At 59.9% G+C, this 24916-nt stretch carries 1 protein-coding gene; it reads left to right on the top strand.

What is annotated here, in order from left to right:
• Positions 1-1102: 1102 nt before the first annotated feature.
• Positions 1103-24916, top strand: coding sequence for an autotransporter-associated beta strand repeat-containing protein (locus tag HNQ65_RS04680; RefSeq protein WP_184338306.1), 23814 nt, complete (start codon positions 1103-1105; stop codon positions 24914-24916).

Genomic DNA, 24916 nt, shown 5'->3' with positions numbered 1-24916 from the left:
TTTCTTCTTCGCTGTCTTTGAAATCAGGCACAGCTGAAAACGGGTCTCATCGGTGGGGGCCAGCATCCCATGCAGCATCCCATGCGGCCGGCCAGCGCTCTGGCGGAGCGGGATCTTCCGGATCGCTCACGCTTCCGCATCACCTTGCGCCCTCGAACATCCGTGAAAACGCGGCAGGCGGGGGGATCAAGATGATCTCCCTCAGCCGACTCGTGCCGCCACCTTCAAACCCATTGTTTAACATATCCTGTTATGAGACCGGTTCTCAAAAAAACGGTCCCGGTCCTGACGGCGGTGCTGTCGCATATCGACGCTTTTGTATAATGATCATAGACCTGGCTGGGGCCCGGCTGATACAAGAATAGGCTTGAGTGGTGGCGTATATTTACAGCCCTAGGAGTGGATGTATGACGATGGTGTAGCGCAGCATGCTACGCATGGATGTGATTTCGGCTTATTGGGTGTGCTGCCGACTCAAATGGAGGGAATGTTGGCTGAAAAGCCGTCTGCTGGCGCTGTGGATAGGCCATTCCATGGGTGGAAAAGATCCAAAAGTAGCGGGGGGAACCTTAGGTTTTGTTTTAAAATGATGGGGTCAAATTTGTTAATAAAGACGAAATATAAAGATACGGCGAAAGTTAAGCTGTTTCGGTGTGAATAGTGTTTGTTTTTTGTCAATAACTACCTTTGGCTAAAGCTGCATTTTTGCGCTTTCTGGGCTCCATTCACTAGGAGAATACTGCTTTTTGCCTCAATGCCGTCAATCTTTAGGTGGCTGAAGATTAGGGAAGTGGAGGGACGTCAAAATTATTTATCCAAAAGTGAAAAACTGTTGCCAAACGATTCCAAATTTCGTTAGCATGCAGGTTCCCCACTCCAGCCACCAAAAAAAGGAATTATGTCTAAGCATCTGCGTTCGCTTCGCCAGCACGTCGGCTCGTTGCCGATTCATATGCTACTGTCATGCCTGGTGGGACAGCCGATTCAGGCGGCTGCCGTGCTATCAGATGATGATAACGCCAGCTCTCTTTCTTGAGACACGGCCACGAACGATCCGAATTTTCATAATATCTCCCCCAACTGTTAGTCAAGCCAACCAGCAATGAAGAAATCCAGCCCTCTTTTTGACCGCCTGCGCCGTCACGTCACGCGTCCGGTCACACTTGTGTTGACTGTGCTGTTTCCTTTTTGGGCCGGGCAGGTCCAAGGAGCCACATTTTATTGGGATCCTGATGGCACTGCTGCCGGCAACAACGCTTCGACTGGCGCAGGCTTGGGAGGAACTGGCACCTGGAACACGACCAGTTCTTTTTGGTGGGATGGTGTTTCAACGGATGGTGCGTGGGCCAACGCCACTTCACCTACAGACACCGCTGTTTTTGCAGGTGCCGCTGGCACCGTCACGCTGGGTGCTCCCATCACCGTCGGCGGTCTGACTCTTAATGTCGGTGGTTATTCTCTCTCCGGCAGCACCCTGACGCTGACACCTTCCACCGGCCTCACCTCTCCAGTGATTGCCGTGAACAACAATGGCTTTGGAACCAACGGCACCACCATCTCGTCCACGATCGCGGGTACCTCTGGTTTCACCAAGACGGGTAACGGCACCTTGCGCCTCTCGGCTGACAACTCGGCCACCCTCTCCGGGGACGTAGCCATTAAAGGTGGTAATGTGGTCATCACCAATGCCAACCAGCTCGGCAGCCTCACTGGCAATGCCATCTCCGTCACCGGCATTGCCAATACCGGCAACCCCGGCTTTACGGGTGGCGCGCTCATCCTCCAAGGCACTGGCAATGGTGCGGGTGTCACCACCGGCAGTATCAGCCTGGGCCGCGAGGTCAGCATTTCTGGCCGTGGGCCGGGTGCGTCTAATTCCACGGGTTCCTTGGTGAGCATTGGCTACAATACGCTCGCGGGAGGCATCACCCTGGGCTCAGTTGCCACGGAAGCACGTGCCTGGGCCACGCACGGCGCCACGACGGTCAGCGGCACCGTAAACCTTGGCACCGGCAATGCCCAGCTATTCTACGGCAACGGCAACTGGATCATCTCCGGGCAGGTAACAGGGACCGAGGTTGCTAATGACCGCTTTGTCAAGACCGGCAACTTGGTCAGCACCACGATGTGGCTGCAAAATGCGAATAACAATTTTGCCCAGGCGGTGCGCATTGACAGTGGCACCGTGCGTGTGCAGACGGGCGGGGCGTTGGGGCAGAACACGGGCACCGGCCAGATCGACTTGAACAACGGCACCATCGAAATTCGAACGGATGCTGTGGCGGGTTTCGCGGGTCGCACAGCCAGGGTGCGCAATAATACCACCGGTACATTTTTCATCGATCATGACATCACCGGCAGTCTCAGCATTGGTTCCTCTCTGCAAAACCAGACGTTGGCGATGGGTGCGTTGATCCGTGACACGGGAGCGAATGCCGCAAACTTCACCATCAACGGGCGCAATGGTTACAATATCTCCTTTACCAGCGCCACACCCACAGCTGGCGATTACCGTGGCATCACAGTGACAAACAACTCCAGCGGCACTGTCACGCTCACCGGTGGCAATGTGTGGAATGCCAACGCTGGCACAGCGAGCACCTACACAGTAACAGGCGGCGGTGAAACAATTATCACGGGCGCGGTTGTTGCCAGTGGTTCGGCCAACGTGTTGACCAAGTCAGGCAGCGGAACTTTCACCCTCGGCTCTACAGCGGCCACCACCTCCACCTTTACTGGCAATGCCAATGCCAACGACGGTACTCTTGTCATCAGGAGCATCAATGCTCTCAATCCGACCTCCACGAGTGCGGGTCGTGTCGTCTTTGGCGGTGGGGCGTTGAGTTTCATCGGCGTAGAAGGCACAGGGGCGGGAGAAACATGGACAAACAAAATCGCTGACCTCAATAATGCGAACTCCTACATTCTGGCTGATCAGTCCGGCTCCGCTCCGACCGCGTTAATCCTGCCAAATAACTTTGCAGTGACCAACACTGCGGCGAAAACACTCAACCTCGGGGGCAGCGCTCCTGCATCCATAGTCAACCAAGTCAGCGGATTGATCACCAATGGGGTCAACCTGACCAACGTGCTGAAATTCGGCACTGATACATGGGAGATCGCAGCGCCTACGAACTATGGCACTTCAAGCACCATCAATCTTGCAGCCACTGGCGCGACAGCCAGCACTACCGTTACACTCGCTTCTGGCTCAACGGCGGGTTTGTTTGTCGGGCAGCCTATTTCGGGCGCAGGCATTTCGTTTGGTGCAACTATCACGCAAATTCTTGACGGGACGACCTTGATCCTGTCATCCAGCCGCGCAGCAAACACGGCTGCCGGAGCCGCTGCAATAGGAACTGCCAATGGCATCACCACCGCCCTGACCACCACGGCGGCCAGCACGGGCACCACCAATCCGGTGATTACGGTGGCCAGCACCGTGAACTTGGTTCCTGGCCAGAAGGTCACCAGCACCAACCTCCCGGCATCTCAGAACTGGTATATTCGTGACATTACCTCTGCCACCACCGTTACTCTCGTGAGCGGCACTGGGGCTAGCCTTGCGGCGGGTGCCGTGCTGAGTGGGGAAGTTATCACCCCTCAATTGAGCATCAACTTTGGTGGCAACCTCACCATCACCAACGGCATTTTCCGCGCCAACTCGGCCACCGCCACCAGCGATATCATCAACTCCACCAGCAACCTCATCTTCAACACCGACAGCGTGACCCTCATGGGCAACGCAGGCGGCACGTTCAATTACGTGGGCTTTGCCACTGGAAGCAGCACGGAAGTTCTGGGCCGCCTCGTTCCTACCGCTGGCCACGGCGTGATTTCGATCACCAACGGCACGGGAGCTGACACCCTGACCTTCCTGGACATCGGAACCCGTGGGGCGGGTGCCACGCTCGACTACCAGCCCGGCATCGGCACCATCAACTTTAACGGCACCGCCCCGGCCGGTACCAACGGCATCCAGAGTGGCTACGCCACATTCAACGGGCTGGACTGGGTCAGCAGCGGTGCTACTGTCAGCCAATACACCGGCTATACAGCTTGGTCAGGTTCCCTCGCGCCGACCAGCACTTTGAACTACTCCATCTCCGGTGCAGCCAGCACGACAGCAGTCGCCGCAACGGTCAACAGCCTGAAACTCACCGGTGGCGCAGCATTGACTTTGAATCAAAGCCTCAGCTTCTCCACCAATCCGGGCGGCATCTTGTTTGACAACTCCGCCGGCTCCGCCTCCATCACGGGTGCTTTTGCGCTCGGCACAGCGGCCCAGGAGTTGGTTGTTATCACCAATGGCTCATCGCCGGCGGTGGCACCCTCCTCGGGTGCTGCGCTCACCACGGGCAATGCCTTGAGCATTGGTTCTGCATCGTCCGGCACGACCATCAGCAGCGGCGCGGGTGCGCTCACCAAGGCGGGCACCGGCACGTTGATTCTTTTTGGCAACAACGCCTACACCGGCAACACCACCATCAATCAGGGGGCCATCCAGATGTCCGGTTCCACGGCCGCGCTCGGTGTGCTCTCCACGGCAGGCAATCAGACCGCGATCCGCCAGGGCGCTATTCTTGACATCAACGCGGCTGGTGCTTCGACTGCCCTTTACACAGGCGGCCCCAGCTACGCTCAGATCAGTATCGGTGCACTCACCGGTACAGGCCTCATCACCAATTCCGGCGCAGGTGCCAACACCCAGTCATCCATCTCCCTCGGCGGCACCGCCACGACGGGAACCACCACCTTCGGCGGCACGCTTCAGGACGGTGCGGGCAAGCTGAACGTCATCATCAACGGCACCAGCGCTCGCTCTCAGGCTATCCTTGGCGCGCAGTCTTATACGGGAGTCACTGTCATCAACACCGGCAACCTCGCCGTCACTCGTCTGGCAGATGGTGGCCTGGCCAGCGGTCTCGGCGCTTCCTCCAACGCGGCCTCCAATCTCATCTTCAACGGCGGAACGCTGACTTACACCGGTGCGGCCGCAGCCAGTGCCACTACGGGTGGCGGCATCTACCAGACCACCCAGTCCCCGTCCATCAGCACAGACCGCCTTTTCTCTCTCGCAGGCAACGCCACCATCCAGTCCTCCGGCACCTACGGCAACGAGTCCGCTGCGGCTGGCACCGGTGCCAACAACGCCAGCATCATCTGGAGCAACACAGGCGACATCGCCTTCGTCACCAACGGTGCCAAGACACTGACCCTCGGCGGCACATCCATCGGCGACAACATCTTCCGCCCCCGCATCACCAACAACACGCTGGATTCCACTGCCACCGCCTTGACCGTCAGCGGCGGTCTGTGGATTTTGAATCCTGCCGTGGCGAACACCTACACGGGCGTCACGACCATCAGCGGTGGTCAGCTTCGTGCGGTCGAAGGTGTGGGCGTTACTTCCACAAGCAATCTCACTTTGAGCGGCGGTGTTTATGAAGTGGCAGGCACCACTTTCGCCCGGACGTTGGGCACGGGTGCCGGTCAGGTGCAGCTGACGGCTGGAAACACCGGCTTTGCCGCAGGCACGACCAGCCGTCTGGTGGTGAATCTGAGCAGCGGCGCAGCCCTTACTTGGGGTTCGGGCAGTTTCAATCCTGCAACCTCTCTCGTCCTCGGTTCCTCCACCGCCCTCGGTGAAACGGAACTCACCAACGCCATCAACCTCGGCACGGCTGCGCGCACCGTCACGGTCAACAATAACGGCAACACAGGTGCCATGGTGACTGCGGGCATCCTCTCCGGCGTCATCAGTGGTGGCTCCGGCGGCACGCTGACCAAGGCAGGTGGTGGTGTCCTCATCCTTGGGAACGCCAACACCTACGTGGGCACCACCACGGTCACGTCCGGCAGCTTGGTGGTTTCCTCCATCGGAGGCGATGGTTCAGCCAGTTCTCTGGGCTCCGGCACCGGGACCTCGGGGACTTTCATTTTCAACCCCGGCGACTCTGACTTGAACCCTCTGATCTATGTTGGCTCAGGCGAAACAGCCAGCAGAAACCTCACCCTCCAGGCCAGCGCCAGTTTCACTACCAACCGAAACTTCCGCATCGACTCATCTGGTTCAGGCGCTCTCGTCTGGAACACCGGAACTTTCGCAAACACCACTCGTGGTGACACAGTCGCGCGTGTCGTCGTTCTGGACCTTCGCGGTTCGAACACCGACAACAATATGATGAACCTCGTGCTGACTGACAGCACCAATGCGACCTCCCCGAACCAGCTCTCAGTTGCCAAAAATGATGGCGGCACCTGGATTCTGAACCCGGCCTCCAGCAACACCTTCACTGGCGCTATTAGCGTCGGTGGTGGCAACTTGGGACTCACCTCCAACGGCATTGGCTCGGCCTCGGGCATCACCCTCAGCAATGCTGGCATCTTCGCCTATGGCGGCGCGCTGACGACAACGGCTCCCCTGACGCTGGCGAATAACTCAGCCGCCGTTTTTGCTGGCCGCAATGCCATAACCTTCAATGCGACCGTCACCAAGGCCGCTGGTGCCAACGACCAGACCATCAGCAACAACTTGGAAGTCGGCGCTCTGCTAACCTTCAGTGGCAACTACGTCAGCCTCGAAAACCCGACCGCAATCTCCACCCGCATTCTCAACATTCGCGGTTACGGCTCCACGGTCTGGAACGGAGTCATTGCCGACAACAGCAACGTCGCAACCTCGACCGGCACTGCTGGCTCACGCACGGCGCTGAACATCGCGATTGACCCCAATGCCAGCTTCACCCTGACGGGCTCCAGCGCAAATACCCACACTGGCGGGACGACGCTCTCAGACGGTATTCTTATCGTGGACAAGGTGGGTGCTTTTGGAGCGGCGGCCTTCGGTGGCACGGCTACCTTTGCTTTCAACGGCGGCACCCTGCGTGTTGGCCCGAACCTTGCCAACCTGACTGGTGGTAACGCCATTACAAACGCTGTCACCATTGGGGGTTCCCCACCCAAGGTGGACGGCAGCAAATCGATCGAGTTCAGCGGCGGCGTAGCGCTCGGAGCCAGCCGTACGCTGCAAAACGAAACCACCAGTGGTGCCCAGCTGATCATCTCGGGGACAGGCATCACTAACACGGCAGCCTCTACCCTGACCATCTTCGGTGCGGGCAATACCTTGATCAGTGGTGTATACAACGCAGGCACCGGGGCCAGCGGCCTCACCATGTCCGGCACAGGCACCACCACCCTGACCGCTGCCAACGTGGCCACCGGTACGCTCACCGCCAGCCGCGGCACCACCACTCTCAGCGGGGCCAGCGGTGCGTGGGGGGCTGGCAACATCGCCATCACTGCAGGTGGCACCCTGGTGATCGACAATGTCACTGGCGGCACCAACAACAATAACCGTCTCTTTGACACCGGCACCGTGACCACCACCGGTGGCACCCTCAACTTCATCGGCAACGGCACCACGGAAACCACGGGCGCTCTGACCGTGAACAGCATCGACATGGTCATTGACACCACTGGTTCTGCCGGTGCCAACACGCTGACCTTTGCCTCGGTGAACTTCGCCAACTCTGGTTCATCGTTGAACCTGGCGAAGGTCGGCAGCCTCGGCTCGAACAACAAGATTCTGTTTACTACCAGCACGGGACTCAATCTGAGCAACAACGTCGCGGCACGCGTGTTCCTCGGCGGCGCAGATTTCGCCACCTACAACGGCACCAATGGCATCGTAGCCTTCTCCGGTTACGCTGCCGGAACGGATATCAACACTGCCTTGGCCACCGATACGGTGAAGGTGACCAGCTCCTACACGGTGGATGACATCAGCGTCTCCAGAACGCTGAATGCGCTCTCCATCTCCGACACGACCGCCCGCAACATCGGTGTCCTGGGCGGAGCCGGGGATTTCACTCTCACCCTGACATCCGGCGGCATCATCGCCGATGGTAGTGGTCTCACCCACACCATCAGCGTCCCGCGCCTGAACCTCGGCGCTAATGCCTTTATTCAGACAACCACCGGCACCACGCTGGACATCACGGGTGCCATCACCTCCGCCAGCAGCGTAGCCAAAGCTCTGCCTGGCACCCTGCAGTTCTCTGCCAAGCAGTGGTACAACAGCACCACCAACGTCAACGAAGGCACTCTCATCCTGAATGCTGGCAACAACACTCTCTTCCCGGGGATTGCCGGGCTCAACATTGACAGCAACGCGACGGTCGACCTGAAAGGCAGCATCCAGTATGTGGGCAACCTCGGTTCTCCCGGGGTGCTGCCTGGCACGGGTGGCACCATCATCAGCAGCACCGGTGGAGGCCTGCTGGTGGCGGGCAGCGGAAACACCACCTGGGCCGGCACCATTAGCGGCACTGGCCTCAGCTTCGTCAGGACTGGGGGCAATACGACCACCACCCTCGAACAGGCACAGACCTACACCGGTAGCACGCTGGTGATGGGTGGTGTCCTCGCCCTGGAGAATGATGCCACTCTCCTCAATACCTCGGCCATCGATCTCAACTACGCTGCCCTGCAGCTCAACAACAACAACAGCCTTCAGACACAGAACAACAACCGCATCGGCGATACCATCCCGATCACGCTGCGCGGCGGTTCCATAACCTACACGGGTCGTCTGACTACGGCCGCCACGGAGACCTTCGGCGCTGTCACCTTGGCCCAAGGAGCCAACACCATCACCGCCAACACCGGCGGCGGCACCATCACCTCTGTGGACATCACATTTGCCAGCCTGACACGCAGTAACAACTCCACGGTCAACTTTACCGGCACCAACCTCGGTCAGCAGGGTAACAACTCCCGCATTCTGTTCACGACCCCCTTGGCCACGACCAATGGTGGAATGATCGGTGCATGGGCCATCGCCAACAGCTCAGACTACGCCGCTTACAATGCCGGCCAAGGCATCGGCGTCGTGGGCCAGGGCGGTTTCGTTGGTTATGACGGTTCCGCTGGCAGTGGCAATCTGTGGCAGATCCCGGCCGTGGCCGCCACCACCACCACCCTCGCGCCTGGTACTACCAATGCGGCCATCCTTCGCCTGGCCGGTGCGTTCACCAACGACATCGCCTTTACCAACGCTGGGGACATCCTGAACCTCGAACTCGGTGGCCTGCTGAGGAGCGATAATGCCGTCAACTCCACCATCGGCACCACAGCCATCCGCGGCGTGCTCACCAGCGGCATTGGCGAGCTCATCACCTACAACAACCAGAACACAATCACCATCAACTCGGTCATTCAGGGTGCCACCAAGCTGGTGAAGGACGGTGCTGGAACCCTCACCCTTACCGCTCCGAACACCTACAGCCTCGGCACCGTGGTCAACCGCGGTACGCTGAACATCAGCCCCACCACCGCGGGCGACGTCGTCATCCCTGGCGGCGGCTTTGTCATCAACGGCGGCGTTCAGGGCACGGGCACCACGGTCAACCTGAATACCAGCAACGCCATCGCGGCCTCCACGGATTTGACGATGAATGGCCGTGCCAGCCTCACTTTCGCTGCCAGCGTCAACCAGACTCTCAACAGCGTGACCTTGAACAACAACGGGGGTGATGCTGCTCCGACTCTGACTGTAACGGGGACCTTGACTCTTGGAAGCAGCAGTCCGGTTACCGCAACCTCGAGCAATGCCAACAGCACGGCCACCATTACCGGCGGCACTGTCGCCCTCACTTCGGCCAGTAACACCTTCAATATCGCCCCCATCGCCGTGGGTGCGCAGACTTACACCAGCATCCAGCCGACGCTTTCGATTGCTTCCATCATCACCGGCACCGGGTCTATTACCAAGACCGGAACCGGCCTGCTGCAACTGAGCGCCCAGAATGTGTTCAATGGCCTGACAGTCTCCAGCGGCGGCATCGTCGTCGGTGCCAGCAGCACGAACAGCACCGCCACCGTCGTTTCCGGTCCGCTCGGTATTGGTCCGGTGGCAATGGCTGCAGGAACCACGATGCTCACGGCGGGCAGCTTCAGCATCGGCAACGACATTTCCTTTGCCGGCAGTCCCACCTTTGACGCGACGGCGATCACCGCCTGGACGCTGACCCTCACCGGCAATCTCACGGGCGCAGGACTCAGCGGCGGTACGCCAACAATCAATGTCATCAACCCGGGCACCACCGTGGCGCTCCTTGGAAATCTGCCTGCAGCAAGCAGCTACACCAAGACCGGCCTCGGCACACTCATCTTCAATGCCACGAATTACACCGGCAATTTCAATGCGACTGCCCTTGGCAATTCGAACCTGGTCACGCTCATCCACGACGGTGACCGCACCGGCTCGGTCCAGACCCTTGCTCTAGGCAGCGTCATCTTTGATTCAGGAATCGTTCCTAGCATCACCTTGAACCGCGGCGGCTCGCTGCCATTCCCGACCGCGTCAAACAAGATTCTGGCACCGTCGAGCATCTCAAACCTGGGCCTCGGTCTCACGGTGACCACGAATTCGGGTTACGGGTTGCAGGTTTCAGACGCCATCGCCTTCACCGCCACGCCGACCTACAACGTAAGCGGAACGCAGGCATCGAATGTGACGCAGGGGCTTTACCTCACGGGTAACCTCACCGGCACGGGCTTCAACAAGACCGGCAGCGGCACCATGGTGATCGCCAATGCCACACCATCGAACAACACTTTCTCCGGCAACATCAACATCAACCAAGGCACGGTCGCCGTGAACGCCGATGCGCAGCTTGGCAACTCTGGCAACTTCATCGTGCTCAGCCCCACGACTGGCACCTCGGCTTTCCGTGCAACGGACAACATCACCACCAGCCGCGTGATCCAGCTTGCGAACACGGCGAACACACGCGCGATCGAAGTCACCAACGGCAAGACGCTTCAGCTGAACGCTGCCTTTGACCTTAACGGTGGCACAGGAGCGACTGCTTCGCTGAACAAGCAGGATCTGGGCACGCTTGTCATTAATGCCTCAAACTCTGGCTGGAGCGGTAACGTCAACATCGTTCAAGGTGCGATTCTCGTGAACAATCCGGCGCTGACCTCCCCCCTCGGCACCGGAACGATTTCCGTCTCACCGTCGGCTGGTGTCGTCGGTGCGGCGCTCCAGCTTGCCGGAGGCGTCACGGTCAATAACGCACTGAACCTGCAAGCCACCGCAAACACCCTCAGCGCAGGCATCAATTTCCAAGGCGTGCTGGACAACGTTTCCGACACGAACACTTACGCCGGCGGCATTGCGGTGCCGTTTGATTCTACAATCGGCGCTCGTGCAGGCAGTACTCTCAACATCACAGGCCTGATCACCGTCACCGGCACGCGCCGTCTGCAGTTCAACGCGGAAGGTGACATCAACGCTACCGGTGGCCAGTCAGGTGCCATGTTCGGCTTCGACAAATATGGCTCCGGCACGCTGACGATCACCACGGCATTGTTCGGTGGCACGATCACAACCGGTGGCGTGAAAGTGGAGAAGGGCACGCTTGTCTTGAGCGGCGCAGGCACGACGAACTCCAGCGGCGCGGTCAACATTGTTTACCAAGGTGCGACGATGCGCCTCGACAACAGTGGCACGAACACCAGCAACCGACTCACAGCCAGGGCGTTGACGCTGCAGGGAGGCACGTTCGATTTCATCGCCAACAACTCCACGGAAACGGCCGGTGCGTTTGTCGCCGACCAGGGCGCTAACACCATCAATAACGGCGGCACCGGCTCATCCGCGCTGACTTTCTCCACATTCGCCGGCAATGCAGGCGGCACGCTGAATGTCACCGGTACTTTTGGCACGGCGACCAACTTCTTGAAATTCACCACGGCTCCGACTCTCACTCCTGCCAACACCGGCATCTTAAACCGTGTGACGGTCAACGGCAACGAACTCGCCACCTACAGCGCCTCGCTCGGCGTGATTCCGTTCACCGGCTATGCCTCGGCGACAAACATCCTCAGCGCCACGGCCACACAAACGTTCAAGGCCACGTCCTCCACACTCAACTCTCTGACAGGCAACCAGACGCTGAATGCGCTCACCATCAATAACACGGCCGCAGTGGGCGGTCTTGGCGGTCTGAATCCCGCCACTTTGACACTGACCAGCGGCACGATCATGGCCAATGGCACCGGTGGTGCCTTCCTCAATACGCCGATTGTCTCACTCGGAGCCGAGGGGCTTGTTTACGTTCAAAGCGGCCAGTCGCTGACGGTGAACAGCGGCATGACCGGCACAGCAGGTCTGACCAAGAGTCTTCCCGGAACCCTCAACATCAATGCGCAGCAGTTCGTAAGCGGCACGACTTACATCAATTCGGGCTCGGTTGTGCTGACGAGCACCGGCATCACCAACCCGATGCTTTACAATCAGAGCCTGGCGGTGAACTTTGGCGGCACGCTCGATCTGAATGGCAACAACCAGTTTGTCGGCGGTCTCTCCAGCGCCTCGGCAGGCGGTGGCAACGGGATTTCAGGCGGCACGGTGACCAACAACGCCAGCAGCCAGGCCATCTTGACGGTCAATGGCAACACCAACTTCGCCGGTGTGATCTCCGGCAACATTTATCTCAACAAGACCGGCACGGGCGCGCTAAACCTTCAGAGCGCACAGACCTACACGGGACCGACGCTCATCACGGGAGGCACACTCACGCTCAATGACAACGGTGCGCTGCCGAACACCAGCCAGCCGATCTACATCAATTACGGCGGTCTTACGCTGGCAAACGGCAACCTGTATAACGTGAACAACAGGGTGAATGACTCGGCACCCATCACGATGGCTGGCGGCACGCTGAGCTATTCAGGTCGTCAGCAGCTCAACAGCACCGAAACCCTTGGTGCCATAACACTGACCGAAGGTTTTAACTTCATCAGTGCCGCCACTGGTGGCACCAATGTCAACTCGGCCATCCTCACCCTCGCCTCGCTGAGCAGGTCTGCGGGCTCCGCTGCCACACTGCGCTTCAACGGAAGCTCAAACTCCCTTGGGGCCATTGGCAGCACGCCGAACGTCCTCATCACCAGCGCGCCGACGCTCACAAACAACATCATTGGAGCTTGGGCCATCGTGGACCGCGAGTGGGCCAGCTATGACTCGACTTATGGCGTCGGTCAGCTCAACCAGAACGGTTTCGCCGGATACTCCGCCCTCGGCTTGCTGAGCAATCCAACTGCCACGGACAACGTCCGCTTCACTGCGGCGGGCACTACGACTTTGGTCGCGAACACAACGGTGAACACCCTCAACTTCGCATCCCAGACCGCGGCCACGGTGCTCAATCTCGGTGGCAACACTCTGACAGTGCAGGGCGGCGGCATCCTCTTTGCCCAGGCGACCGACAATGTGGATTTCTCCATCCTCAATGGCACCATCACCGGACCTTCGGGCGGCGGTGACCTCTATCTCACTCATGCCAACTATGGCGGAACGAACCGCACGGTCACTCTCAACGCTCCAATCGCGGATAATAGCGGGGCGATCCGGGTGATTTTCACCTCGGGACAGGTTGAGGCTGCTGGTGTGGGCAACACCATCATCAACTCCGTCAACACCTACACCGGCGGCACGGTCATCAACAGTGGCAACATTGTTCTCGGTGCAACCGGCCAGATGGGCACGGGCGGCCTCACGGTCAACCAGGCCATCTTCACCCAGACGGCGGGTGGCATCATCCCGAGCAGCAACACGCTTACTCTCGGCGGTGCCTCACTCGTCAATCTCGCGGGCAACAACACGCTGGCTGGAATCATTGTTAACAACCTGGGCGGCTCGGCGCCGACGGTGAACCCGACGGGTGTGCTCACCCTCACCGGAGGCATCTCCTCCACCTCCGTCAATGCCGGGAATGCCGCCGTCATCGGGACCGGCACGATTGATCTGAATGGTGCCGCAAGTTACTCGATCAATGTTGGTGCCACACTTGTAAATGGAGTGCAGGTGGCACCGTGGGGAGCTGACTTGACGATCAATTCCGCGATCCAGAACGGTGGCATCGTTAAGTCGGGCAACGGAATCCTCCAGCTCGGCAGCACGGCGAGCACCTTCACAGGTGGCGTGACCGTCAATTCCGGCGGGATCATCATCGGCGCGAGCAGCAGCCCAAGCACCTACAGCGGAATTCCCGGAACCGGCACTGTCGTGACAAACGGCCCGCTCGGCACCGGAACTTTGACCCTGGCCAACAACGTCTCGGTCGTCTCCACTGCAGCGAATGCCGTGGCCAATGCCCTCACCATTTTGGACAGCGCGAACTCGACCGGCCCCGGCAGCGGCACGGGCAGCACGATCTTTAACGGGACGAACAACATCACCTTCAATGGGGTCACAACGCTGCCCGAAACATGGAACGCCACGGTGACCGCACCCCAGATGACGGTCATCATCGCAGATGCGAGCCCGTCGGATTCCAGCGCGATCATCAACAAGTATGGCCTCGGTACTCTCAGTGTGGGCAATTTCGGGGGAACCCTCAATGCAGCGGGCGGTTTGATTTTCACCGCTGACGGAAACACCCTTGGGACAAACGAAAGCCTTTCGGTGGGTGCCAACCTCAACGTCACCAGCGATGTGTCGGTCACCGTCAACCGCTCAGGTTCAGCACCGCTTGCCCGCAACAAAAACATCCAGCAGGGCAATCTGACCAACAATGGCAGCATCCTCGCCGTGCAAAATCTGAACGGCTATGGTGTCGAGTTCACGGGCACCACGACACTCAGCGGCGCATCGCACATGTCGGTGGCCACAGCCACCGCCTCCAATGTGGTCCAGGGCCTCACTCTCAGCGGAGTGGTTTCGGATGTCGGCGGCTACACGCTCGTGAAATCCGGTGCAGGCACCCTCGCTCTGACCAACAGCGGAAATACATTTGGCGGCACAGGCGCTACCATCGACATTCTGAACGGTATCGTCGCGGTCAATTCCGACGGGGCTCTTGGCAATATCAACAACAGCATCACCCTTGATGTGGATGGAACAACGGGCGTCGGCCTCCGCGCTACCGGCACCTTCTCGACCGCTCGCAGCATCATCCTCAATGCGCTGAACAACGCCATGGAAGTCACTGCCGGGAACACGCTGACGCTCAACACGCCGTTCTCGCTCGCCGCTGGCACGGGTGTCACCTTCACCAAGAATGACAACGGCATTCTGGCCATCAACGCCAGCAACAGCACCTGGACGGGTGCGATCACGATCAATGCAGGTGCCATCCAGTTGCAGAACAGCAACGCACTTGGTTCCGGTGCGGTTACGATTTCACCTGCGGTTGGTGCCGCACTCCAGCTCGCTGGTGGTGTGACTTACTCCAATCCGATCACTTTTGGCGTCACTGGCATGACTGGCATCAACAGCGGCGGTGTGATCCAGGCGGTCAGCGGAACCAGCACTTTTGCCGGTCTCATCACCCAGACGTCTGGTAATTCGATCACCATCGGTGCCGACCCTTCGGCGACCTTGAATATCACGGGCGGCATCGCGACCGTGAACAGCACGACCTTTAACGTCGGTGCTGGCGGCACCATCAATCTTTCGACCGTCGCCTACGGCAATGGAGCAGCCACCGGAAACAACTTCATCAAGATCGGAGCTGGCAGCATGGTTGTCTCGGTTGCCAGCCCGGCAGCCAGCGCGTCGGCAATCGTTGTATCCGCAGGAACGCTGACCTTCAATGGTGCCGGCCTGATCGGCACGGGCACCACTGCGAACGCTCTCGTGGATGTGGGTGCGACTCTTACCCTCAACAACTCGGCCACGCTCACCGCCAACCGCCTCGGCGGCAGCGGACGCACGCTCCAGCTCCGCGGCGGCAATTTCAATCTTATCGGCAATGCCTCGAATACGACTGAAGCGCTTGGCGCGCCTACCTTCAGCCGTGGCTACAGTGTGGTGACCGTCACGGCCGACCCGGCCGGCCAGGCCAATCTCACTTTTGGTGCGGCGGCTAACAACGTGGCTCCGGCGCAGAATGCGACCACGGGACCTTCCGGTGCCTCCGTGCTCTTCCGTGGCAGCAGTCTCGGCTCGGCTGCCGGGGCGGGCGTTGCGACGATTGCCAACAGCACTGGTGGTTTTACCTTCAACGGCCAGACGGGTGCTGCGGGCACCGCGAACAAGGGCATCCTGCCCTGGGCACTGGTTGACACCACCGCCACGGGCAACGGCACTTCGTTTGCAACGGCAGACACGGGCACCGCAAACCTGCGTCCGCTCGCAGCTTCTGAATACAACACGGCGAACACCTTCACTGCCAGCAACAATATCAACCTGACCAGCGGCAGCACCAGCACCGGTGCGGCGACGCTGAACATCAACTCGCTGACGATGTCAGGCGGTTCCACTGCCACCATCGGATCGCTGCTCCAGTTGACCAGCAGCAGCGGCGGCATCCTGGTGACCAGTGGATCTTCCACCATCAGCGGTGGTGTCTTGAATCAGGTCAATACCTCATCTCCGTTCAACATCTGGACGCCCGGCACAGCCTCTCTCACCATCACCAGCCTTCTGACCGGTGGCAACGGCACTAGCAACGGTGCCATCAGCTTCGTCAAGGCCGGCGCTGGCACCTTGACCCTTAGCACGCCACAATCCTCGATCTCTGGTCTCACCACGGGGGTCAACAGCCTGTCGGGTCAGTTCGTGATCAACCAAGGTACCCTCGTGCTGAATGGTGGCAAAAACACCCTTCAAGCCAACAACTTCATCGCGATCAATGGTGGCACGCTCGACCTCAATGGTAACAGCCAGCAGGTTCTCGCACTCTTCACCGATGGCGCTGTCAATGGAGCGGGTGGCACGATCACGTCCAACACCGGCACTGGCAATCTGGTCATCAACCAGGACAATAACGCCCGCAACTGGGCCGGAGCCGTCACGGGCAGCGTGAACCTCACCCGTTCGGGCCAGAATACGCTGACCATCTACTCGCCGCAGACCTACACCGGCACCACGCTGCTCAACGGTGGCGCGATCACCCTGCGCGACAATGCTACTCTGGCTAACACCACCTCGATCGACATCAATTACGCGACTCTGACTGCGGACAACAACACGGGTACAATCGATCTGACCAACCGCATCAATGACGCAGCCGCCATCAATCTCCGCGGCGGCACCCTTGCCCTTCAAGGGCGTGCACTGGTGGCGTCTTCGGAGACGGTCGGCACAGTGACCTTGGCACAGAGCAACTCGTTTATCAGCTCTGTCGTGGGTGGCGGCACAGGCATCAACTCGTCCGATCTCATCATCGGCAACCTCGTGCGCACGACTGGCGGTGGCACGGTGAACTTCACTGCGGCAACCGGTGGCCAGATCGGTAGCAGCGCCCGCGTCATCCTCAACCAGATCAACGGAGTTTCCACCAGCACGGCCTTTGCCGGTCTGACCAACAATATCATCGGCGGCTGGGCAGTCATCGGCACCAGTGACTTTGCCACTTACGTCCCCGGGCTGGGCGTTGCTGCGCTGGGTACGGCAGGAGCTTTGCAGTATTCAAACACCACCTCTACGCCTACCACGATTGACGCCGCTGCGACGGCCGACAACATTAGCATTAACGTGGCGGTGACAGGCAACACCTTGACGGTGTCCAATAACAAGACGCTCAACAGCCTGCGCATCGGCAACATTGCGGCGCAGACGGTGAACATCGCTTCCGGCAGAACGCTTACCCTCAGCAGCGGCGGCCTGCTCTTCTTCAGCACGGCCAGCCAGACGATTGGCAGCGCTGTCAACCAAGGCAGCATCACCACCAGCGGCACGGAACTGTTCGTCTATGCTCAGGGAACGGGACCGCAGATCATCAACAGCGTGATCACTGGATCAAATGTGGCACTCGTGAAGAGCGGCTCCGGTCAGGTGAACATCGCCGGCACGAATACCTACGGTGGTGGCACGGTCGTCAATCAGGGCACTTTGAATGTGCTCGCCACCGGCACCATTCCGCTGGCCAGCACTCCTGCGAATGGTCTCGTGATCAACAATGCCACGGTGACATTGAATGCAGCTGGTTCGATCAACTCCGGCAACGTGGTCACACTCAATGGCGGTTCAGCATTGAACTTGTTTGGAAACAACACCGTGGCAGGTCTGGTATTCAACAACATTGGCGGCACCAGTAATCCAACGGTCACAACATACTCAACCGCATCCGCCACGGGTGCCGGTTCCACAGGGGTCCTGACGATCGGCAGCCAGGGTATTGTCTCCACATCTTCCAACGTAGGCACCATTGCTTTGATCGAGGGGCGTGTGGACTTTGGCAGCTCGCCAAACACGATCAGTGTTGGAACTATTGACGCCAACGGCACCAGCGACATCGCTCCGCTGCAACGCGCCTTCCTGCTCCGGGCCATCGTCGGCTCCTCCGGCGGCATCACCAAGAGTGGCAACGGCATCCTCCAGCTCGGTGCCCAAAACGTCTTCACCGGCAGCTTCAATGTGACCGCTGGAGGCATCCAGAACGGCGTGGCCAACGCAGGCTCGCGATTCTCCGCGCTCACCCTCGGTTCCGGCACCCGGTACGATTTGAACAATGCCAGCACGACCTGGGGTTCGCTTTCCGGCTCGGGCACGATTTTCAACTCCTCCGGAGCCCAAACGCTCACCGTGGGTTTTGACAACACCAGCACCGTGTTCTCAGGCCAGATTCAGCGCTTCAATGACGCCACGCTGAACGCGGTTGGCTTGCAGAAGATCGGCACCGGCACCCTTCGCATGACGGGGGCTCAGAGCGCCTCCACTGGATCCACCGGCACCGTTACCATCAGTGGCGGCAGATTGGTATTTGATGGCAGCGGCCAGTGGTTCACCGGCACGACAGCTCCGGCCTTTGCCGGAACGTTCACCGCCAATGAAGGCGGCACCCTCGCGCTCGACAACAGCACCACCAACATCAATAACCGTCTTGGCCTCAATGCCACAGGCACTCTCAACCTCAATGGCGGCTCGTTCTCCATCAGTGGCAGTGGCACGGCTTCCACGCCGACCACCGAGCAGATCACCGCGTTCAATATCACCAACGGTGGCGGTCGTGTCGATCTCACCGCCAACGCGAGCAACCCGCTCACACTCACGATTACCACGCTTAGCAGCCTGAACAGCCAGGGCTCGGCTGTCTTTACAGGCATTACCGGCGCGGCCAGCAGCAGCGGTGTTGCCAATTTGGTCATCACGACTCCAAACCTGAGCGGCAGTCAGGGTGGCGGTGCCAACGGCACAACCACCATGTCCATCCGCAGTGACTCGCTGGCCGATCCCACCGTCGGTGGAAACGGCGTAGGCTTCCTGGTCAAGGACAGCGTCACCAACAATTGGCGCGCGCTTGGTGTGGCCAGCAATGGTTCCGCTGCTCCTGCAGAATATCTGACCACCTCCAACACTGCGACGGCGCTTGCTTGGGGTGCCACCAACAACGTCGGCGTCTCCGGCTCGCAGTCGATCTTTGCGAACACCCCGGCCAACACGCTGACTTTCCTGGCCAATGGAACCATCCAGAGTGGTCTAAATGCCACGGCCTTTGGCAACTATGGACCCGGCGGCGGTTTGCTCACTATGAATCTTTCGAACGCCACCGCGCTCCTCGTGCAGGCTGGCTTCACAGCCAGCATCAATGTCGGCAACTTTGCCGCGACCACAGCTGGAACCACGCCCAACATCCACGTCGTCGCCGGAGCCACGTTAAACATCAACGGCGCCTTCAACATCGGCGGCACCGCAGGGCTGTTGAAATCCGACGGCGGTACGCTGAACTTGAACGGGCAGGCATATTTCACCGGCGGCAATACCACAGTGAACGATGGCACCCTGAACCTGAACTCCGGCTCTGATAATACCCTTGCCGTGGTTCCAGGGGCGACGACGCCTACGGTAAATGCCTTGAACGTCAATGGCACCACCGCCGTGGTGGACTTGAATGGCCGCAACCAGGCTGTGGGTGTGATCCAGGGGGTCAACCCACTTCCGGGAATGGCCGGCACCGTCAGGAACACCGGGGCCGCGGCCACCCTGACCTCCACCGGAGGTGGCACATTCAGTGGATCGATCACGGGCAACATTGCTTTCACCCGTGCGGGTAACAATACCACCTTGCTGACCAGCACAAACACCTACAATGGGGCCACGATCGTCCGTGGCGGTACTCTGCAGTTGCGTGATTCCGGCACGATCTCGAGCACGGCGGGCCTGACACTGAACTACGGCACGCTGAACTGGGACAACTACGGTCTCAACCCTTCGGCCACACCACCCACCCGTATCGCTGCGGCCAACCCTGTCACTCTCCAGGGTGGTACCTTCACCATCAACGGCGCAGGCTCCGTGGACACTGTGGTCACGCTTAGCTCTGTCACAGTGACCGGAGGCGGCAACACCATCAACACCTTGCCCTACATCAGCCAGGGCAGCACCGTCAGTCTTACCATCAGCAACTTGGTGCGCAACGCCAGCACCCGCAGCGGCGTGAACTTCAACGGCTTTACGACCAACAACTCCTCGGCTGGCTCCAACACGTTGGGCGGACAGGGCTTGAACACGAACAGCAATATCTTCCTCACCCAGCTCAACGGTACGGCCTTCTCCTCGGCAAACCTCGTCAACGGCATCATCGGCGGTTGGGCGGTTGCGGATGGCAGCACCTTCGCCACTTACTCGGACACCTTCGGTGTCGTCGCCATGGGCAACACCTACGGTGGCTTCTCATCGACCGCGTTCACCGGAACCGACATCAGCGCAGCCACGGTCGCCACGGGCAACTACAATGACGGCACCAGCCGAACCCTGACCACGGGCGTCAAGGCCGCGAACTCATGGCGCCTGGCTCCCGGTGCTGCCCAGACCATCACGCCTGTCTCGGGAACGTCATGGACTTTCGGCACCGGCATCATCACCAATGCCAACCAGAGCATCACGATTGGCGCGGTTGACGCGACGAACACCCTGTCGGGCACCGGAAGCGACCTGTATTTCTACATCAACCAGAACACGACCGTCATCAACGCTGCCATCACCGGCTCGTCGTCACTCATTTCCAACGGGGGTGCCACCTTGAGACTGAGCCCTCAATTTGCCTCCAACACCTACACAGGCGGCACCTTCATCAACGCGGGCACCACCAACCTGCAGGCGGCCGCAGGCTTGGTCGCCATCCCGGGAGACCTCACCATCAACAATGCCTCTGTGGTGCTGGGCAATGCGACCACCGGACAGATCGCCTCTAGCAGCAATATTAACATCAATGGCGGCGGTTCCTTGACTCTCTTCAACTACACCACCGGTGCCACGCAAACACTGGCGAGCGTCAACTTCAACAATCAGGGCGGCACCGCCAACCCGACCTTTGCCTTTGGCACTCCGACCACTTCCGCGAGCACCATCATTCTGACGGCGGCTAATGCGATCACTTCGACGAATGACAGCCTCGCCACCACGCCTGTATTCACGACTGGCGCGGGGACACTTACCAACTTGCAGCTTAGCAATGCCGCCCCTGTCATCACCACCTCGGGCCTCTCACCCAACAGTCTGAACATCCAGGTGGTCATCAGCAGCGCCGGAGGTGCCATCACAAAATCGGGTGCGGGTTCGCTGACCCTCAGTGGTGCCAACACCTTCACGAATGGCTTCAACTTGAACCAAGGCACCCTGATATTTGGCGCGGCCACCGCTGGCACTCCGCCAGCCATCACATCAGGCCCTGTCGGCACCGGCACGCTGACCATCGCTGGTGGTACCACCATCATGAGCGACGGCACGGTCCGCTCTATCGGTAACGCAACCACAATCAACGGTGATTTCACCGTCGGCGGCCTTGTTTCTGGCAACGGCGTGACGCTCACGGGGGCCATGAATCTCGGTGCGGCGATGCGCACCATCACGGTGCTCAGCCCGGCGGCAACGCTGTCCATCAACTCGGCGATCACGACCACAGTGGCATCCACCACCGGTCTTACCAAGGCGGGAGCGGGCATTCTTACGATCGGCGTCGCGCAGACTGACGCAGCTTTCGGCGGCACCGGCACCACGGCTGGCATCACCATCGCAGGCGGCATTCTGAAGAACGGCGTCGCCAACGCCATCGCCAACAGCAGCCTGATCACCATCAATGCTGGAGCCGGTTATGACCTGAACGGCTTCGGCCAGATCAGCAAACAGCTCACCGGCACGGGCTTCATCACCAATTCGGCCGCCTCGACACAGGTGCTCGTCATTGGTGGCACGGCGGCCACGGATTCCACAACGAATCTGAACAGCACTTTTGGAGGTGTCCTGACTGACAACAGTGTAGCCAATGCCTCCAGCAAATTGGCACTGACCAAATCGGGTATCGGCACCTTGACCCTCTCGGGTAACAACAACTACACAGGCAACACGCTCATCAACAACGGCACGCTGCAACTCGTGGGCAGCGGCAGCGCGACGCTCGGCGGCACAGCCGTCACGGTCGCTAGCGGCGCCACCTTGAACATTTCCGGCAACACCACGATTGGCAGCTCGACTGCTGGCAGCTTGACGGTCAACTCCGGCGCCACTCTCAGCCTTCTGGACTCGGCTGTGAATACGCTGACCCTGGCCAATGCAAGCGCGGGAACGAACCTGACTCTCAGTGTTGGCGGAGCCGCTTCGCTGCTGCTGGATGTCAATGCGGCCGGAAACACCACGGACCTCATTTCCGTGGGGCAGAAGCTCAACCTGAACTCCGGCGGCGCGACGGTGGGCCTCAACACCATCTCCGGTACCACGCTTGCCAACGGGACCTACAACTTGGTCACGTTCCTGGCCGGCTCGACATCCGCAGGAAGCTTCACCTTCGGCGCAGGCACCGGCAGCTTCACCTTTGGTGCTGGCGGCAACGTCGTCCAGATCGGCGGTGGCCGTAGCTACAACTTGACATGGAGCGGCGGCACCAGCACCGGACGCGCTGCCACCAGTGGCAACTTTGACGTCAGCGGCACGGGCACGACGGCCCTGCAGCTGAGTGTTATCTCCAATGCCACACCGACGGCAGCCTATTGGAGTGGTGCGCGCGGTGACGGAAGCTGGAGCACCATCCTCAATCCGAGCAACCAGACCAACTGGCTCAACGGCCCTGCCGGCACTGATCCGCTTCAGCTGCCAGGCTCGATCTCGACCGTTTACTTGACGGCAAACAGTGCCACCAACCTCAGCACCACACTGGACGGCAGCTTCTCCATCGCTGGCTTGGTCTTCACTGGCACCGGCACGGCCAATACCGCCGGCTCGACCATCGCGTCGGGTGCCGGGACAAACACACTGACCATCAATGCCTCCGGCATCACCGTCCAATCTGGCTCTGGTAACAATACGATTTCTGCGAGTGTCATCCTGGGGGCCAGCCAGACCTGGACGAACAATTCAAGCTCCAGCACTCTGACGGTTTCCGGTACGGTTAGTGGCAGCTCTAATCTCACGGTTGATGGTGCTGGCAGCACCACGATCAGCGGTGCCATCAACACAGGCACTGGTGGTGTCACGAAGAACGGAACGGGAACTCTCAACTTCACCGCTGTCAACACCTACACGGGTGCCACTGCGGTCAATTCTGGCATCCTCAACATCCAGAGTGCTGCCGCGCTCGGTTCGGCTGACGGCACGGCGGGCACCGGCACCACGGTGGCAAGCGGAGCCACCTTGCAGATCCAGGGCGGCATCACAGTTGGAAACGAGGCCACTACGATCAGTGGTCCGGGCGCTTCGGGTCAGAATGCTGCCATCGTCAACGTCGGCGGAATCAACAACTACGGTGGTCTGATTACCCTCGCCGCAGACTCCAGCATCTCCGCAGATGCCGGCACGCTGAACCTCACCAACACTGGCGCCATCACCGGATCAGGCTTCAACCTTACCCTGACAGGCTCTGGCAGTGGTTCCGTTGGCAGTGCCATTGCTACAGGCAGCGGTGGTTTGACGGTCAGCGGCGGCAGCACCTGGACACTGACAGGCACGAACACCTACACCGGAAACACCAGTGTGACGGGCGGCTCCACCTTGCAGCTTGGCAATGGTGGCAGCGCCGGTTCTTTGAGCGCCAGCAGCGCGATCAGCGTCGCAGCAAGTTCCACCTTTGTGGTCAATCAAAGCGGCACGGTCACCCAGGGCACGAACTTCAGCAGCAGTGCCATCACGGGAGCTGGTAACTTCACCAAGACCGGTTCCGGCACCACGATCCTCAATGCCGATAACACCTACACGGGTGCAACGACTGTCAGCGCGGGTACTCTCCAGGTTGGTGATGGAACCAGTGGTTCGATCAACAGCTCCGTGGGAGGCGTTTCCGTCGCCTCAGGCGCCACTCTCTCCGGCAGCGGCACCATCGCAGGCTCCACCATCATCGGCAGCGGCGCCTTCCTTGCCCCTGGAAACGGTGCTCCCGCCACCAGCAACCAGACGCTCACCTTCACCGCCGCCAGCACCTCCCTCACTGTTGCCAATGGCGGTCAGATCCAGCTCGGCCTGACCACCGCCGACTCGGTGGACAGCGGCTTCGTCGCATGGTTCAATGCCAACGGCGGCACCGCTGCCGACTATGTGGCCAGCCTCAATGGCGGCACCGGCACCATCGCCAACACCACCTGGAACAACGGCCACGATGGCAGCCACGACTTCATCTCCGCTTCCGGCACCATCCTGCTGGGCTCTTCCGCCGGCACAGACGCCCGCATCTACGTCTCTGCCAACAACCTCACCGGAGCCACCTACGGCAGCATCTTCAACCTCATCGACTGGTCCACCGCCAGCATCAAGGATGGCACCGCGCTCTCCGCCATGGGCTCCGGCAGCTTCAGTGTCACAGACAACCTCGTCCTCGACTCCATCGGCGCCGGTCTTACCTGGGACACCAGCCTCTTCAACAACTACGGCATTCTCGTTGTCGTGCCTGAGCCTGCCCGCATGATTCTCCTCATGTTCGGTCTGCTCGGCATCGCCATCCGCCGCCGTCGTCGTCGCAGCAGCATCTGA

The sequence above is a fragment of the Prosthecobacter vanneervenii genome, assembly GCF_014203095.1.
GTDB classification, from domain to species: Bacteria; Verrucomicrobiota; Verrucomicrobiia; order Verrucomicrobiales; family Verrucomicrobiaceae; genus Prosthecobacter; species Prosthecobacter vanneervenii.
This window is presented reverse-complemented; position numbering and strand designations above follow the sequence as displayed.